The following is a 15,063-nucleotide window of genomic DNA, read 5'->3' as shown; positions in this document are numbered from 1 at the left end:
GAGCGCCGGATCGGCTTTCAGGCGAAGCGCCGGGCCAGGGCTACGCAGGCGGCCACGGCCAGAGCGGCGCCGATCATGGCGGGCTCGATCCGCTCGCCGAGGACCAGCGCGGCGACGCCGAGGCCCAGGAACGGCTGCAGCAACTGGAGCTGGCCGACCGCCGCGATGCCGCCGCGCGCCAGGGCCCGATACCAGAACACGAAGCCGATCAGCATGCTGAACAGCGCCACGTAGGCGAGGCCCGCCCAGGCCGGCAGCGGGATCGCCCCGGGCTCGGCCGGACAGAGGGCCAGGGCCAGCGGCACGCTCACCGGCAGAGACAGGACCGTGGCCCAGGCGATCACCTGCCATCCGCCGAGCCGGCGCGCCAGGACGCCGCCTTCGGCGTAGCCGAGCCCGCAGAGCACGATCGCCGCGAGCATGAAACCATCCCCGGGACCGGGCGGTCCATCGAGGCCGCGCGCGGCGAAGGCGACCGTGACGAGCGCACCGGTGAGCGAAAACAACCAGAAGACGGGCGATGGCCGTTCGCCCGAGCGCAGCGCACCGAACAGCGCGGTGACCAGGGGCAGCAGGCCGAGGAACACCGTTCCATGCGCGGCACCGACGGTCTGCAAGGCCAGGGCGGTAAGCAGCGGAAACCCGACCACGACCCCCGCGGCCACGATGGCGAGCGCCGGAACGTCGGCCCGGCGCGGGCGCGCTTGGCGCAGGGCCAGAAGGGCCGCCGCACCGGCGAGGCCGGCGAGCGCCGCCCGTGCCGCACTGAGGAACAGGGCGTCCATGCCGGTCAGGGCGAGCCGGGTCGCGACCAGCGAGGCGCTGAAGATGGTGATCCCGACGAGACCATCCATCCAGGCGCCCGGTGCCGACCTCCGCGCCCGATCGAGCGAGGCGTCTGCCATGCATGTCTCCCGCAAACCCACGTCGGCCTTCGCTTGCCGCGACGGGCACCGGTGGGCCAGGAACGATCCCGCCGCCGCCGGGCATTCTGTCCCGGTCACGCGTCAGTACAGTTGCGCAAGGGGTTCGACGGGCGACTCACGACCAGGTATCCGCGGACCGCGCGGGCACCTCGCGAGGGCTCCATGTTCCGCGCATTAACATTTCCGTGCGGGGGCGGAACGATGCGGCGTCATCGTCCATTTCCAGCCACCCATACCGGGACACTGGAGTTATTCATGCGCCGCCTCGTCCTTACAGCCCTCGCCGCCGCCACACTCGCCGGTCCCGCCTTCGCCGCCAACGAGGCGCCCGCGACGGTGGCGCCGAAATTCGAGGCTGTCCCGCAGGACGCCGTGCTCAGCTACAACCTGATCGGTCTCAACGTCACCGACGCGCAGAACAACACGGTGGGCGAGATCAAGGATCTGGCCATCAATCACGACAAGCTTGTCGGCTACATCGTCTCGGTGGGCGGCTTCCTCGGCATGGGCGAGCACTACGTGGCGGTTTCGCCGAGCTCGATCGCCATCGGCTACGACGCCGACGCGAAGAAGTGGAAGGCCGTCATCGGAGCCTCCAAGGATCAGCTCAAGGCTGCGCCGGAATTCAAGTACGACGGCAAGTTCAAGCGCTGAGATCCAGATCTCAGACGAGGCCGGGCAGAGCGCCCGGCCGACCATTCGGGTCTCGCGGTGGAACGATCGCGGGACCCGTCGTGGCGGCCGAGGCATAACGCAGCGCCGGGCCGCCATGACACGATCGACGACAGTGCTTCCTATCCCGACCGCACGAGGCGGAGTGACAGGCTATCGCGACGGTGCGACGGTGTCGCCCTGGGAGGGGCGATCAGGCGCTCGGTGAAGCGGTTCACCGGGGCTTTCAAGAGCCTGACGCGCCAAGCAGGCGACCAAAGCGTCGCGTTTGGCCTGACGAAGCACGATCCGGGCGGCGGCCCGTGCGTTGGCGGCGCGCAACTCGGCGCGCGGGCCTCCATCGCGAAGGGCCCGCCATGCCAGGGCACGGAACCATCGGACGTTGGCCAGAGCCGCGGCGCGCCGGCTGAGCGGCCCACCGACATCGAGCGGCTTCTCCAGTGTCACGGACGCCATGGGCTCAATCCTGAAGTGCGACTCGCCGCTTGTCCGAACAGAGACAAGAGATGGCGAGTTCCGAGGAGCTGGGCAATAGTCCAAACGGTCATAACTTTCGGCCGACGCGCGAAGACTGCGCATCCGTGATATTTTCCGGACCCGCACCGTCTCGGCTTCGACGGCCCGGGTAAGACACGGCCTTCTTTGACGCGGGCCGGTCGGGAACACCCCAGCGCGTTAAGGACTTCACGGAGCTGGGAGCCGGAGCGACGGCAATCCGGTCCGGTGGATGCCGCAAGAGGGCAGCGTGCCGACGATCTTCGATGCCCATACCTTCGCCCTTACCGCGCATGCCGGTCAGCTCGACAAGTGTGGCGAGCCCTGCATGCGGCACCTGGAGCGCGTTGCGAACGCGGCCCTGGCCCGAGCCGGTCACGCCCGACTCAGCGACGGACTCGACATTGACCCGATGCGAGTGATGCAGGCGGCGCTCCTGCACGATGTGCTGGAGGACACGTCACGCACGACGACAGATCTTCAGGCGGCCGGTTTCGAGGCGGATATTATCAGAACGGTCACGCTTCTCACGAAGCCCGCCAGCCGGATCGCCTATTCGGAACGGATTGCGGCCCTGATCGCATCGGGTGATCTCGCGGCACTGCTGATCAAGATGTCCGATACGGAGGACAATCTTCGTCCCTCTCGGATACCGCCCGATGCCGCCTTCCTGCGCGAGCGCTACGCCGACGCCTTCGCGCGTCTGAAGTCGGCTGCGGCGGTGGTGGGATACACAGGGCGCTGAGGCCGGGGGCAAACGGGTCGCGTTGTGATCCGCTTCCGACATCTCCGTGCCGCTGAACGGCGACGCCGCGATCCGCCGCCCAGAGTGGACGGAAAGCTGAAGGGTGAGGTCCCGGCTGCCGGGCTTGGCCTTCGCCGGTCGGGGTGCGCTTCCCGGCACCTGGGCTGCCGGCGGCACCGTCTGGCATCTGAGGGAGATCAAATCGGAACTGATGAATGTCCCCCGGATTGCATCGGTTGCGGGTGCTGCCCTCTGCTTTGGCCGCGGTGGACGTCGCCGACGCAACGCGGCGGGAGCACCGGTCCGAACGACGCAGGCTCCGGGCCAGCGCCTTCCGCAGGCACTAACGCCGAACGCTGTCGGCCCCATTCCATGCATTTGCAAGAAGGAGATTCCATGCCGTCGATCAGTCGTCTCTCGCTGGTAGGATTCATGCTGATCGGCCTCGCGGCCTGCGACGACAAACAGGCGCAGAACAATACACCGACGAAACCCGACGCCACGAAGATGGAACCGCAGACCGATCAATCCGCACCGAACCCGTCGAAGCGCTAGAACCGTTCCCGATCGCCTCGCGATCAGGAGCGGCTCAAAGCCTTCGTCCTAAGGCGCCTCTTGCGCCGAACCGGCGTTCATTGCGGCGGCGCGTACGCGCGCCGGCAGCCCGCGATCGTAACGGGGCCGATCGATGGACGGTCCGAGACATCTGCGGTCATGCCCGGTCCGATGTGGCCGCGGAGCCCTCCGAGCCGGAGGCGGTGGTTAAGGTAGGATCGCCGGAAGGCTCAGCCACGAACGGGGCGACTGCGCCGAAGCTCAGGGCGGCTTGGACGAGGATGTCATCGAGCGTATCGGCAGCCCAAAGCGCGCGGTCGAATACGGACCACAGGATCTGGCGCATCGGTCTCCTCCCGCCGCATCCCGGGACGACGCCGCTTACCGGCGTCGACCCGGGATGCGGCGCTCATTCGGTTCGCATCTGCATGCTCAGACGAAGTGCATCGGCAGGGCACGATCGAGGACTTCGACGTAGGTTCCGGCCAGGACCGCGATGGTTGCGAGGGCGGCGGCGGCGGCAAGGGTGAGACGCGCAGTGAGGGTCATTGGAAGTCTCCATCGGATCCGCGACTGTCTTCGCGGTGTGATCCCGATGTAAGCTCAAGCTTTGCGGGCCGAAGTGCTCCCGCACACCCGAAAACGGATCGCGTGACCGTCGCGCGGCTCAGGGGAGCGGCAGTCCCGTCGGGAGCGTCGCGGGGCCGGAACGATCGCCGACGGCATCGACGGCGCGGTTCAGAGGGCCGGCGTGGCGTTCCCGTCCGTCGGGATCGTCTCCCTCCTACACAAGCCTCCCCCTGCGACGGCGTCTGGGTGACCTTCTCAGGATGTCCGCCACCGCGACAGCGCCAGCCCCGACGAGGGCGCAAAGGACGAACGGATCGCCAGCCAGACCCACCATGCGCCTGATGGGCATGCCGAACGGCAGGTGGCTCTGATAAGCAGTCCGGGCGGAGACACGCGGCCGCGTCACCGACCCTCGCGCAGGTCGGACCGGCCCGAAGCGAACGGGATCCAAAACGCCATGGCAGGGATCGTCGAGATGCAGAACAGCCCCTGGGTCGGCCGCATCCCCGTCGCGGTCATGCAGGCCTGTCCGGCGATCTGGATCAACCCGGCGGTGGCCGACAGTGCGTCCGTCCTCCCGGATCTGGCGCTGGGCAGAACCGACGTCGACGGTGCGGTGGCACGCTGGCAGCGCTTCGCACCGTTGCTGACGCGCCTCTTCCCGCAGGAGGTGTCAGGCCGGATCGATTCGCCGCTGATCCCGCTGGCGGCCGGCTTGTCCGACACCATCCTGTGTGGAGCGGGGGGCCGTGTGCTGGTCAAGGCGGACCATGCATTGCCGGTGACGGGCTGCATCAAGGCACGCGGCGGCGTCTACGAGGTCCTGGCCTACGCCGAGGCGCTGGCCGCGCAGGCCGGACTTCTCGCCGAGAGCCGATCCTATGCGGCCTTCGCGGACCCGGAATTTCGCGACCTGTTTGGCCGTCACATCATCGCGGTCGGCAGCACCGGCAATCTCGGCTTCAGTGTCGGACTGATGGGACGGGCGCTCGGCTTCGCGGTGGAAGTTCACATGTCGCACGATGCCAAGGCCTGGAAGAAGGAACGCTTGCGGGAACTCGGCGCCCGCGTGGTCGAGCATCGCGGCGATTACGGTGCGGCGGTCGCGGCGGCGCGCAACGCTTATTCCGGACGCGGCGACGCGCATTTCGTCGACGACGAGGATTCGGTCGAGCTGTTCCTGGGCTATGCGGCCGCGGCCCTCGACCTGGAGCGGCAGCTCGCTGCAGCCGGGATCCCGGTTGGACCGGCCCATCCCCTGTTCGTCCATCTGCCCTGTGGCGTCGGAGGCGCGCCGGGTGGTGTCGCCTTCGGCCTGAAGCTGCTGTTCGGTGATTCCGTGCATCCGGTCTTCGTCGAGCCCGTGGCGTCGCCCTGCATGCTGGTTCAGCTCGCGGCGGGGCTCGAACGGCCGGTGAGCGTCTACGATGTCGGTCTCGACAATCGCACCGCCGCCGACGGGCTGGCGGTCGCCTCCGCGTCCATGCTGGTCGCTCGCACCCTCGAGAAGCTTGTCCGGGCCGTGGTCACGGTCCCCGACGATGCGTTGTATCGTTGGCTCAAGATCCTCTGGACGGAGGCGGGTATCCGCCTGGAGCCTTCCGCGGCGGCCGGCTTCGCGGCGGCGGGACGTTTTGCACAGATCATCCCGGCGGAGACGCGCGCCGCCGCAACCCACGTCATCTGGACGACCGGTGGTGCGCATCTCCCGGCCGAGGAGTTCGAGGCGGCGCTCGCCCGCGGCTGAGGGGCCTTCCCCGGGGCGGATGCCGACGTCGCGCGCCCCTTCGAACAGGGCTCGACGATCAGTGCCGGGTGGATACGCTCTCCGTCCCCGACCAGGGTGCCGCGAGGTAGACAGCGTCCGCCACTGGGACGCGGCCCGCCGCCTCGCCGCGCTCCCGAGACGCGACGATCATTCCATCAGATCGGTCAGGGCCCCGATCTCGTCGTCATTCTTCCAGACCGTCTCGCAACCGATCACCTTCTCGGTGGCGTCGATCGTCAGCTGGAATTCAGCGGGGACCCGCTCCGTGCCGACCAGCCGAAGGCGCACGCCCCAGCGGGACATGTCATGGACCACACAGGGTATCGTCGGGTGACCCGCGACCGCGATGCGTCCGTGCAAGTTGACTGATACGCGCCGGGCGCTTCGCTCTTTGATCATGACAGCTCGACCCCAAACAGGGTCAAGCTAGTGGCGAGGGCTCAAAAAGGTCTTCACGGATTCATTCGAATTGCCGGAATGGGCCTGCCATGACGGCTGCGGCCCGCCGCCGACCTCACGCACGCAGAAGTCTAAGGATAGGCGTGCCGGCGTGCGCGTTCGAAGGCATCCGCGCACGCCTTGTCGAAGAGCCTGCACGGCGCCGGCGCATCGCCGGGTTCCGCCAACATCGGCTGACCGCGGATGTCTCCGGCTGAATGCACTTGAGAATATCGCGACCGCGGATCGAAATAGGGATCCGACGTGTAGCTGCTCATGAACGCGCCCCCTGCCGCCATCTCGCTCTCCGCACGCGCGGACCCGACCAAGCGCAGCAGCGTCAAGGCCAGGATGAGGAGCCCCAGGTATCGTCCGACCACCGGCTTAACTCCTCGTCGAGCCTGACATCATCAGCACAGACGCCGATCGATCGGCGTCTTCATCCCGCCCCGGAGCGGCGGTGACGGGGGCCGCTCAGGTGTCCGAGAGATTCGCTCGCCGCCATGGCACGGGGTGAGCGCACAGGCCGCAACCCGGCCGAAACGAGGTTCTGCGGTTCGATCACGCGAGACATCGGAGCCACCCCGGCACCCCGGGTCGCGTGGCACGGGCAGCCCCGCGATACGCGGCAATGGCACCGGATCGGTCGGAGCGGCGCCAGAATGATCGTGCAGGATGTGCAAGAGACGCAATTAAATAAGTCTTCTGGCAGTAAAAATTCAATTTTTTTCCAAAATACCTTTTAATTTTCGACCGGCGCGCCGCCATCGGCGTCCGGTGCCGCAGCACATCGCCGGTATGGAGCCCGGCGATCCTTAAGAGAGCTCGGGCGTTTTTAATTTCTTGAAATCCGCTTTAGATTGTCGTGTCGAATTCATTCGAAGAGTGTTTCGGCGATAGCTATATCTCTTCCGCGCCGGGCATTCGCCCTGTGTTCTCTCTGAAAACGAGGCATGATCTGCTCGATGTTCCCGCGGCCCGGCCGCCCGGGACGCGAGCCGGATCGTGATGGAAGATCCGACAGGTCACATGGAACTCGTCCGGTTCGCCCTGAAGTTTCGCAAGAGCTTCTATGTTCTTGCCGTCCTGATGTTCCTCGCCGGCGTCGGCTCCATTGCCGTGGCCCCCAAGGACGTCCTGCCCGCCGTCGACATACCGGTTGTGGTCGTGGTGTGGACCTACAACGGCCTCGATGCCACCGACATGGTCCAGCGGATCACGAATTACAGCGAGTTTTCGCTGTCGAGTAACGTGAACAACATCAGGCGGATCGAATCGACCTCGATCCAGGGCACCGTGACCGAGCGGATCTACTTCGATTCGGCGGTCAGCATCGATCTGGCAATGACCCAGGTCGACTCGGCCATGAACGCGATCCGCTCGCGCATGCCGCCGGGCGTGCAGCCCCCGGTCATCATGCGCTTCTCCGCCTCCTCGGTGCCGGTCATCCAGATGGCGCTGTCGTCATCCAAGCTGCCGCTCACCAAGGTTTTCGACTACGCGCAGTACCGGACCCGCCGGCGGCTCGCCGAGGTGCCGGGCTCCACGCTGCCGTCGCCCTATGGCGGCGCACCGCGTCAGGTCATGGTCGACCTCGATCCCGCCAAGCTGCGCGCGATCGGCATGACGCCGCTCGATGTCCTGAACGCGGTCCTCAAGCAGAACCTCGTGGTGCCCTCCGGGCTCGCGAAGATCGGGACGCAGCAATACACCGTGCGCCTGAATTCGAGTCCGCAGCTGGTCGATCAGCTCAACCGCATTCCCATCAAAGTCGAGAACAACCAGCCGGTTCTGCTGCGCGATGTCGCCCATGTCCGGGACGGTTCGCCGCCGCAGATCAACATCGTCCGCGCGGATGGGCACCATTCGGTCCTGCTGCAGGTCCTCAAGAACGGCGCGGCCTCGACCCTGGACGTCGTGAACGCCGTCAAGGGCGCCCTGCCCGACATCCACGCGGCCGCGCCGAAGGGCATGACGATCACGCCGCTGTTTGATCAGTCGGTCTTTGTCTCGGACGCCATCTCCGACGTGGTGCGCGAAGCGGTGATCGCGGCCGGCCTCACAGGCCTCGCGATCCTGCTGTTCCTGGGGTCGTGGCGCTCGACCATCGTGGTGCTCGTCTCGATTCCCCTCTGCATCCTCACCTCTCTGTCGATCCTGGTCGCCCTGGGCCAGACCATCAACGTGATGACCCTGGGCGGCCTCGCCCTGGCGGTGGGTATCCTGGTGGACGATGCCACCGTGGCGATCGAGAACACCTACCGGATGTTCGAGGAGGGCTTCTCGTTCAGGCGCTCCGTGGTCGAGGGCGTCGCCGGCATCGCCAAGCCGGCCCTGATCTCGACGCTGGCCATCTGCTCGGCCTTCTCGGCGGTCTTCTTCCTCACCGATGCGCCCCGCTACCTCTTCGTCCCGCAGGCCGAGGCGGTGGTCTTCGCGATGCTGACCTCGTACCTGCTGTCTCGGACGCTGGTGGCGATCCTGATCGACGTCCTCGTCGCCCCGGAATACGCGCAGCATCACGGCGGGTCGGAGGCGGGGCCCGAAGAATCCGCGGCGCCCCGGCGCCGCTCGGTCCTCGGGCGCGTGCTCGGCTTCGCGGTGCGGCCGCTCGTCTGGGCGTTGCGGTATCCGGTGCGCGGCGCCCTCGCCTTCCGGGCGGCCTTCGAGCGGGGCTTCGCGCGGTTCCACGCCGGCTATGTTGGACTGCTCTCCGCCGTGATCAGCCACCCGGCCCGCGCCCTGGTCGGCGTGATGGCCGTCTTCGCGGTGACCGCGGCGATCTTTCCCTTCGTCGGGCAGGATTATTTCCCGCAGATCGAATCCAGCCAGATGACGCTGCACATCCGCACGCGGCCCGGCGAGCGGATCGAGCAGGCGGAAAAGACCTTCGCGCAGGTCGAGGACGTCGTCAGGCAGGTCGTCCCGAAGGACGAACTCGGACTCATCCTCGACAATATCGGCCTACCGGCATCGAACTACAATTTCGCGTTCATGGACGCCTCCTTCGTCGCCTACAACGACGGGCAGATGCTGATCAACTTGAAGGGCGAGCACAAGCCGATTTCCTTCTATGAAAAGCGCCTGCGCAAGGTTCTGCACGAGGCCTTCCCGGACGATATCTTCTACTTCCAGCCCTCCGACATCATCACGCAGATCCTCAACTTCGGAACCGTCGCCCAGATCGACGTTCAAGTGTCCGGACGTCACGACGACAAGGACTTGGCCGTGGCGCGGGATCTCGTCCGCCGCATCGCGGCGGTCCGAGGCGCGGTCGATGTCCACCTGCACCAGATCGTCGACGCGCCGCAGATGTACGTGAATGTCGACCGGAGGCTGGCGTCCGAAATGGGGGTCAGCGAACAATCCATCGCTCAGAATCTGAACGTCTCGCTCTCCGGCTCATTCCAGGTCAGCCCGAACTTCTGGGCCGATCCGAAGTCCGGGATGCCCTATCAGCTCTGGGTCCAGACGCCGGAATGGCGCAACGCCGATATTCATCAGCTGATGAATACGCCGGTCTCCGTCCATGCGAACGGGCAGGACAAGCCGGGCATTCCGATCCTGCTGTCGAACATCGCCACGATGCAGCGGCAGCCGGAGCAGACGGTCATCAACCACGTCAACCAGCAGCCGACCCTCGACATCCTCGCCAACGTCCAGAACGCCGATCTCGGCAGCGTGCGCACCGCCGTCGACCGGATCGTCGCCGACGAACAGGCTCAGCTCCCGGCGCCGGACAGGATCCTGGTCCGCGGCCAGATCGAGAGCATGGAGAGCGCGTTCTCGCGGATCGAGCTCGGGCTCGGCATCGCCCTGGTGGCGGTCTACCTGCTGCTCGTCCTGAACTACCAGGCCTGGGTCGATCCCTTCGTGGTCATCGCGGCGCTGCCGCTCGCCTTCTGCGGCATCGTGATGAGCCTGTTCATCACCAGCACGGCGTTCTCGATCCCGGCCCTGTTCGGGGCGATCATGTCGGTCGGCGTCGCGAGCGCGAACTCGATCCTGCTCGTCACCTTCGCCAAGGAGCATCGGGAAGCCACCGGCTGCTCGGCCCGCGAGGCCGCCCTCATGGCCGGGCATACCCGCCTGCGGCCTGTGCTGATGACAGCGTCCGCCATGTTCCTGGGCCTGATCCCCATGGCGATCGGCGCCGGCGAAGGCGCCGAGCAGAACGCCGCCCTCGCCCGCGCGGTGATGGGCGGGATCGGGATGGGAACCGTGTCGACGCTGCTGTTCGTCCCCCTCCTCTACACCCTGCTCCGGCGTCAGCCGATCAAGCCCCTCGAGGATTATTGATGACCGTTTTCGCCGACCCTCCCGAAGCCGGCGCCGAGCCTGCCGCGCGGGCGCACCAGCACGCGCTCGAGGTCGATCCGCTGCGGCGGGACGAGGCCGGGGAGACCCTGGCCCAGGCCGCGCCACCGCCGCCGCGCAAGCGGCCCTTCCTGGTGGCGTTCCTCGCCCTCGGCAGCGCCCTCGGGCTCGGCGCGTGGCACCATTGGGACGTCTATCAGGCGTCGCTGGAGACCCAGGCCGAGGCCGTGGACTTCGTGCCTACGGTCCGCACCGGCCCAGCGACCGTGGATGACGGGCCCATGCGGCTGACACTGCCGGGGCAGACCGAGGCGTTCGACCATGCCGATATCTTCGCCCGTGCCACCGGCTACATCGCCGAACGCAAGGTCGATATCGGCTCGCGGGTGAAGAAGGGCGATCTGCTCGTCCGCATCGCCGCACCGGACCTGGATCAGCAGGCCCGGCAGGCGGAAGCCCAGCTCGGTCAGTTCAAGGCCCAACTGGCGGTGGCGCAGGCGGACGTGGAGCAGGCCAAAGCCAACGTGACGCTCGCCAACGTCACCGACGCGCGCACCGCGACCCTGGCCGGTCAGGGCTGGGCGTCCAAGCAGAATGCCGACCAGACCCGCGCCGGCATGCTGACGGCCACGGCCTCCCTTGCCGCCGCGCAGGCGAAGGTGAAGGTCGCGGAGGCCAACATCACCGCGCAGCAGGCCACCGTCGAACGGCTCCGCACCCTGACGACCTTCGAGAACGTGGTCGCGCCCTTCGACGGCATCATCGTCGCCCGCAAGGTCGACGTCGGCGACCTCGTCCATGGCGATGCCGGCAGCGGGACGCCGCTCTTTTCGATCGACAGCATCGATGTCCTGCGCGTGACCGTGCAGGTGCCGCAATCGGCGGCGGTGGGCATCCATGATGGCGTGAAGGCGCGCGTTCAGGTTGCGCAGATCCCGGATCGCACCTTCGCGGGCACGGTGTCGCGCAGCTCGGTCGCCCTCCAATCCTCGGTCCGGACGCTCGACACCGAGGTGGACGTCGCCAATCCGGAGGGAACGTTGCGACCGGGCCTCTACGTCGCCGTGACCTTCGAGGTCCCGCGCATGCACCCGCGCGTGGTCATCCCGTCCGAGGCGCTCATCTTCGACGCAGGCGGAACGCAGGTCGCCGTGGTCGGCACGGACGACATTGTGCATCTCCGGCCGATCACGATCGCGCGGGATCTCGGCACCCGCCTCGAGCTGCGCAGCGGCCTTAGCAGCGGTGAAATGGTCGTCCTCAACCCGCCTGCCGACCTCCGGGAAGGCGGCCGGGTCAATCCGAAAGGCCCCACCGCTTCCCGGATCCCCACAGCCAAGCTCTCCGAGCAGGCGAGCGCGGAGTGAGGCGCATGGTTCAGATCCCGCGCTCCCCTGTAAGCTTTGCCGAACCGATGATGCAGAGCGATAGCCCCGAGCCGTCCCCATTTGACTCCGGAACCGAAGAGGATATTTCCGGCACCTCCTCCGAGCTGCGGGAGACCAAGCAGAGCCGACGAATACAAAATAAGAAGGAAAAACGGATGGCCAGCGTATTGGTGGTAGAGGACGACCGGCGGGTCGCGGCCGAGATCGGATCGGCACTCGCGGAATATGGATTTCAGGTTGACGAGGCCCCAAGCGGCAGTATCGGATTACGCAAGGCCCTCGACGGTAAATTTGACGTGATCGTTCTGGACCGGATGCTTCCGGAGATTGACGGCCTGTCGCTGCTGACCAAGCTGCGCGCCGCCAAGGTGTCGACGCCGGTCCTGATCCTCAGCGCCCTCTCGGCCGTCAACGAGCGCGTCGACGGCCTGCGCGCCGGCGGCGACGACTACCTCGCCAAGCCGTTCGAGTTCATCGAACTCACCGCCCGCGTCGACGCGCTGGCCCGCCGCAAGATGGCCGCCGAGGCGGTCAACGAACTCGTCGTCGGCGATCTCCGCCTCGATCTGATCGACCGCGTCCTCTACTGCGCCGAGCGCGAGATCGAACTCCTGCCCAAGGAATTCGCGATCATCGAGTTCCTCATGCAGAACGCCGGCACCCTCGTCAGCCGGAAAATGATCTTCGAATCCGTCTGGGGCTACAGCTTCAATCACCAGTCGAGCGTCATCGACGTCCATATCGGCAAGATCCGGAAGAAACTCGATCCCGACGGGCTCAACCCCCGCATCCATACCGTGCGCAACACAGGCTTCATCCTCCGTGCGCCTGCTTGAAGTCCGGCGCACGAGCGGCTTCCGGGTCGCCTGCCTGTTCTTCGCGACCTTCGGAACCGCGTCGCTCGCGCTGTCGGCCTTCCTGTACGTCGACACCCGCAGCTACGGCCGCAAGGCCGCGTTCGAATGGGTGGGATGGGAGTCGAAGCATCTTCTGGGGCTGTCCCCGCGCGCGCTGCGCGAACGGATCGACGCCTCCGAGGATTTCGCCGAAGGCGGCCGCCCGCTGGTGCTGTTCGGGCCCGATCAGACGCGCCGGGCCGGCGCACCGATCCCCTTCCCGGTCACGGCGCCGGTTGGCCGGCCGTTCATCCTGTCACAGCCGACGGATCACGGCACCCGCGCGCTGTTCAGCCAACTCACGGAGCTGCCGAGCGGCGAGTATGTCCTCGTCAGCCGGTCTGCCAAGGATCTGGAGACCCTGGAAAAGGCGCTGGTCGAGACCTTCGTCTGGGGCATGATCGCCACCATCGTCATCGGTCTGATCGGCGCCGTGGTCTTCGGGGCCGGCTCCCTGCGGCAGAACGATGCGATCACCAAGGCGGTGGAGCGCATCATGCGGGGCGATCTGAGCGAGCGACTGCCGACGCGCGGCGTCTCGGCCGACCTCGCGCACCTCACGCGTGTGGTCAACGACATGCTGGATCAGCTTCAGCGGCTGATGCTGGAGATCAAGGGTGTCAACGAGAACATCGCCCACGACCTGCGGACTCCGCTGACACGGGTGGTCGGCACGCTGGAACGGTCGCTGCGCAAGGCCGACAGCGTCGAGGCCTTCCGGGCCTGCAACGAGGACGTGCTTGCCGAGGTCAAGTCGATCGTCGTGCGCTTCTCGGCGCTGCTGCGGATTTCGGAGATGGAGGACCGACTGCGCCGATCGGGCTTCACCGAGGTCGATCTCGGGCGTTTGCTCGAGGACGCCGTCGAGTATTACGAGCCGCTGGCCGTGGAGCGCGGCATCCGGATGCGCTGGGAGCGGCCGGACGGGCCCTGCCTCGTGGAGGGTGATCGCAGCCTGATCTTCGAGGCGGCGAGCAACTTGATCGACAACGCCTTGAAGTTCACCCCGGCCGGCGGAGAGGTCGCGGTCACGCTGCTCCAGCATCCGGCGGGCATCCGCGTCGTCGATACCGGCTGCGGCATCCCGGCGGACGAACTCAGCGCGGTGCGGGCGCGGTACCGTCGCGGTGCCTTGAAGACCGACAAGAGCGGCTTCGGGATCGGCCTGAGCTTGGTCGATTCCATCGCGCGGCTCCACAGTGCCACCTTCGACATCGCCAGCGACGGCGCCGGCTGCTGCGTCACCTTCCGATGGGCCCGCACGGTCGCGAACACGCCGTCCATCGACCTTGTCCCCGCCCCCGCCCTCTAGCGCCGCCGCGCCCGGCCACTCCCGTCATGAGGAGCGCCGGGCGCGCGGAGCCTTCGATGCGGCGTCTCAGTAGGACGACCGCCCGTGTCGACGCTCGCGGGTGTTGTAGCGGCTCCACTGAGGATTGGCCGGGACCGTCCCGATCGAGGCGGGCCGCTGAACGGCCGCGCTGTAGCCGGTCGCGCCTTCCCACATGCCGCCGGCTTTGTCGTTGCCCTCGGAGGCGGACCAAGCGTCGAGACCGCTGCCGTTTGTCCGGATGATGAGGCTCGGATCGATCGACGGACCTCCATCCTGCGCGAACGCCGGAGCCGCGATCAGCATGGCGCCCATGGAACAGGCCAGGACAATGTTCTTCATGATAATCTCCCGTCTTTGTTCTGTCGCGAACCGGCGACGTGAGTAATACATGCAGCACAGACGGTTTAAATGCTATATTTTATTGCAGAATAATTCTTTCGCTCTTTGTTTCGGCTTCAATCTTGAAAGGATTTTTGAATTTTTGACCTTGGCGAAGGCGGAGTGCAGCGCGAACAGCGTTCGAGCCCGCCGCGTCGGGATCGCGGACGCGGCCCTCTGCATGGGGTTTGCTGGCATTTGGCTCGGTGAACGAAGCGACGGCTTTTCGGGCCGACAACGCCCGACGGTTGCGCAACACGCCTGTGCGGCTTGAGACGCTGTGCGGGGTGGCGCTCGAAGGCCTGCAAAATCCGGTCTTTGACCCGGGAGATGGCGCAGGAGATCGCTCACCTGGATGCCGGCCGGCGTCGAACATGAAAAAGCCGACCGGTTACCCGGTCGGCAGAGTCTTTTGGGTCTGAAGCTTTGGATCAGGTCGGGCCTGCCCTGGTACCCGGGCCCGCCGATCTGAAACCGTAGCATCTGCTCGACCGGAGGCGAAGCGAGCCGCCGAAGAGCTGTATTGGTTGTAGCTCATTCCTCGGCAGTATCAATTAAAAGAAGTTTTATTTGCCGAACAAA

The 15,063-nt window shown here is 66.6% G+C and carries 13 protein-coding genes; 8 read left to right on the top strand and 5 right to left on the bottom strand.

What is annotated here, in order from left to right:
• Positions 1-17 precede the first annotated feature (17 nt).
• Positions 18-905, bottom strand: a complete 888-nt coding sequence (locus MCBMB27_RS25540) for a DMT family transporter (protein ID WP_075381572.1) — start codon at positions 903-905, stop codon at positions 18-20.
• A gap of 276 nt (positions 906-1,181) precedes the next feature.
• Here MCBMB27_RS25540 and MCBMB27_RS25535 point away from each other — a divergent pair, with 276 nt between their 5' ends.
• From MCBMB27_RS25535 to MCBMB27_RS30325, 3 genes are all read left to right on the top strand, one after another.
• Positions 1,182-1,580: a PRC-barrel domain-containing protein gene (locus tag MCBMB27_RS25535; RefSeq protein WP_043382150.1), complete on the top strand. Its 399-nt coding sequence runs from the start codon at positions 1,182-1,184 to the stop codon at positions 1,578-1,580.
• Between the two features lie 763 nt (positions 1,581-2,343).
• The gene (locus MCBMB27_RS25525; protein WP_043382283.1) at positions 2,344-2,838 is read left to right on the top strand and encodes an HD domain-containing protein; all 495 of its coding nucleotides are present in this window, start codon (positions 2,344-2,346) and stop codon (positions 2,836-2,838) included.
• Positions 2,839-3,234: 396 nt separating this feature from the next.
• Positions 3,235-3,393, top strand: a complete 159-nt coding sequence (locus tag MCBMB27_RS30325; protein ID WP_167380424.1) for a hypothetical protein — start codon at positions 3,235-3,237, stop codon at positions 3,391-3,393.
• A gap of 157 nt (positions 3,394-3,550) precedes the next feature.
• On the opposite strand, the gene MCBMB27_RS25520 is transcribed toward MCBMB27_RS30325, so the two are convergent.
• A complete protein-coding gene (locus MCBMB27_RS25520) occupies positions 3,551-3,739 on the bottom strand; it encodes a hypothetical protein (protein WP_075381571.1) in 189 nt (62 codons plus the stop codon).
• Positions 3,740-4,420: 681 nt separating this feature from the next.
• On the opposite strand from MCBMB27_RS25520, the gene MCBMB27_RS25515 reads away from it, so the two are divergent.
• Positions 4,421-5,710 (top strand): D-serine ammonia-lyase, encoded by a 1,290-nt coding sequence (locus tag MCBMB27_RS25515; RefSeq protein WP_075381570.1) that lies wholly within the window; start codon positions 4,421-4,423, stop codon positions 5,708-5,710.
• Between the two features lie 168 nt (positions 5,711-5,878).
• Here the strand turns inward: MCBMB27_RS25515 and MCBMB27_RS25510 are convergent, their stop codons facing one another.
• Both MCBMB27_RS25510 and MCBMB27_RS30415 read right to left on the bottom strand, forming a co-directional pair.
• Positions 5,879-6,130 carry a PilZ domain-containing protein gene (locus MCBMB27_RS25510; protein ID WP_053608960.1) on the bottom strand — a complete coding sequence of 84 codons (252 nt, stop codon included), beginning with the start codon at positions 6,128-6,130 and terminating at the stop codon, positions 5,879-5,881.
• Between the two features lie 131 nt (positions 6,131-6,261).
• Entirely contained in the window at positions 6,262-6,549 is a 288-nt protein-coding gene (locus MCBMB27_RS30415; RefSeq protein WP_043347621.1) for a hypothetical protein, read from the bottom strand.
• A gap of 649 nt (positions 6,550-7,198) precedes the next feature.
• Between MCBMB27_RS30415 and MCBMB27_RS25500 the strand changes: the two genes are divergently transcribed.
• The 4 genes from MCBMB27_RS25500 (at position 7,199) to MCBMB27_RS25485 (ending at position 14,082) form a co-directional block, all read left to right on the top strand.
• A complete protein-coding gene (locus tag MCBMB27_RS25500; protein ID WP_075381569.1) occupies positions 7,199-10,468 on the top strand; it encodes an efflux RND transporter permease subunit in 3,270 nt (1,089 codons plus the stop codon).
• Positions 10,468-11,853, top strand: coding sequence for an efflux RND transporter periplasmic adaptor subunit (locus MCBMB27_RS25495; protein ID WP_083683710.1), 1,386 nt, complete (start codon positions 10,468-10,470; stop codon positions 11,851-11,853). Before MCBMB27_RS25500 ends, MCBMB27_RS25495 begins: the two co-directional genes overlap by 1 nt.
• A gap of 176 nt (positions 11,854-12,029) precedes the next feature.
• Positions 12,030-12,710, top strand: a complete 681-nt coding sequence (locus tag MCBMB27_RS25490; RefSeq protein ID WP_043347627.1) for a response regulator transcription factor — start codon at positions 12,030-12,032, stop codon at positions 12,708-12,710.
• A complete protein-coding gene (locus tag MCBMB27_RS25485; protein ID WP_043382161.1) occupies positions 12,697-14,082 on the top strand; it encodes a sensor histidine kinase in 1,386 nt (461 codons plus the stop codon). The genes MCBMB27_RS25490 and MCBMB27_RS25485 overlap by 14 nt, the downstream gene beginning before the upstream one ends.
• A gap of 66 nt (positions 14,083-14,148) precedes the next feature.
• Here MCBMB27_RS25485 and MCBMB27_RS25480 read toward each other — a convergent pair whose 3' ends face one another.
• Complete coding sequence (locus MCBMB27_RS25480) at positions 14,149-14,442, bottom strand: hypothetical protein (protein WP_043347631.1); 294 nt, start codon at positions 14,440-14,442, stop codon at positions 14,149-14,151.
• Positions 14,443-15,063 lie beyond the last annotated feature (621 nt).

The sequence above is a fragment of the Methylobacterium phyllosphaerae genome, assembly GCF_001936175.1.
GTDB classification, from domain to species: domain Bacteria; phylum Pseudomonadota; class Alphaproteobacteria; order Rhizobiales; family Beijerinckiaceae; genus Methylobacterium; species Methylobacterium fujisawaense.
The sequence above is the reverse complement of the archived record's forward strand: the minus strand, read 5'-3'. Positions and strand labels throughout refer to the sequence as shown.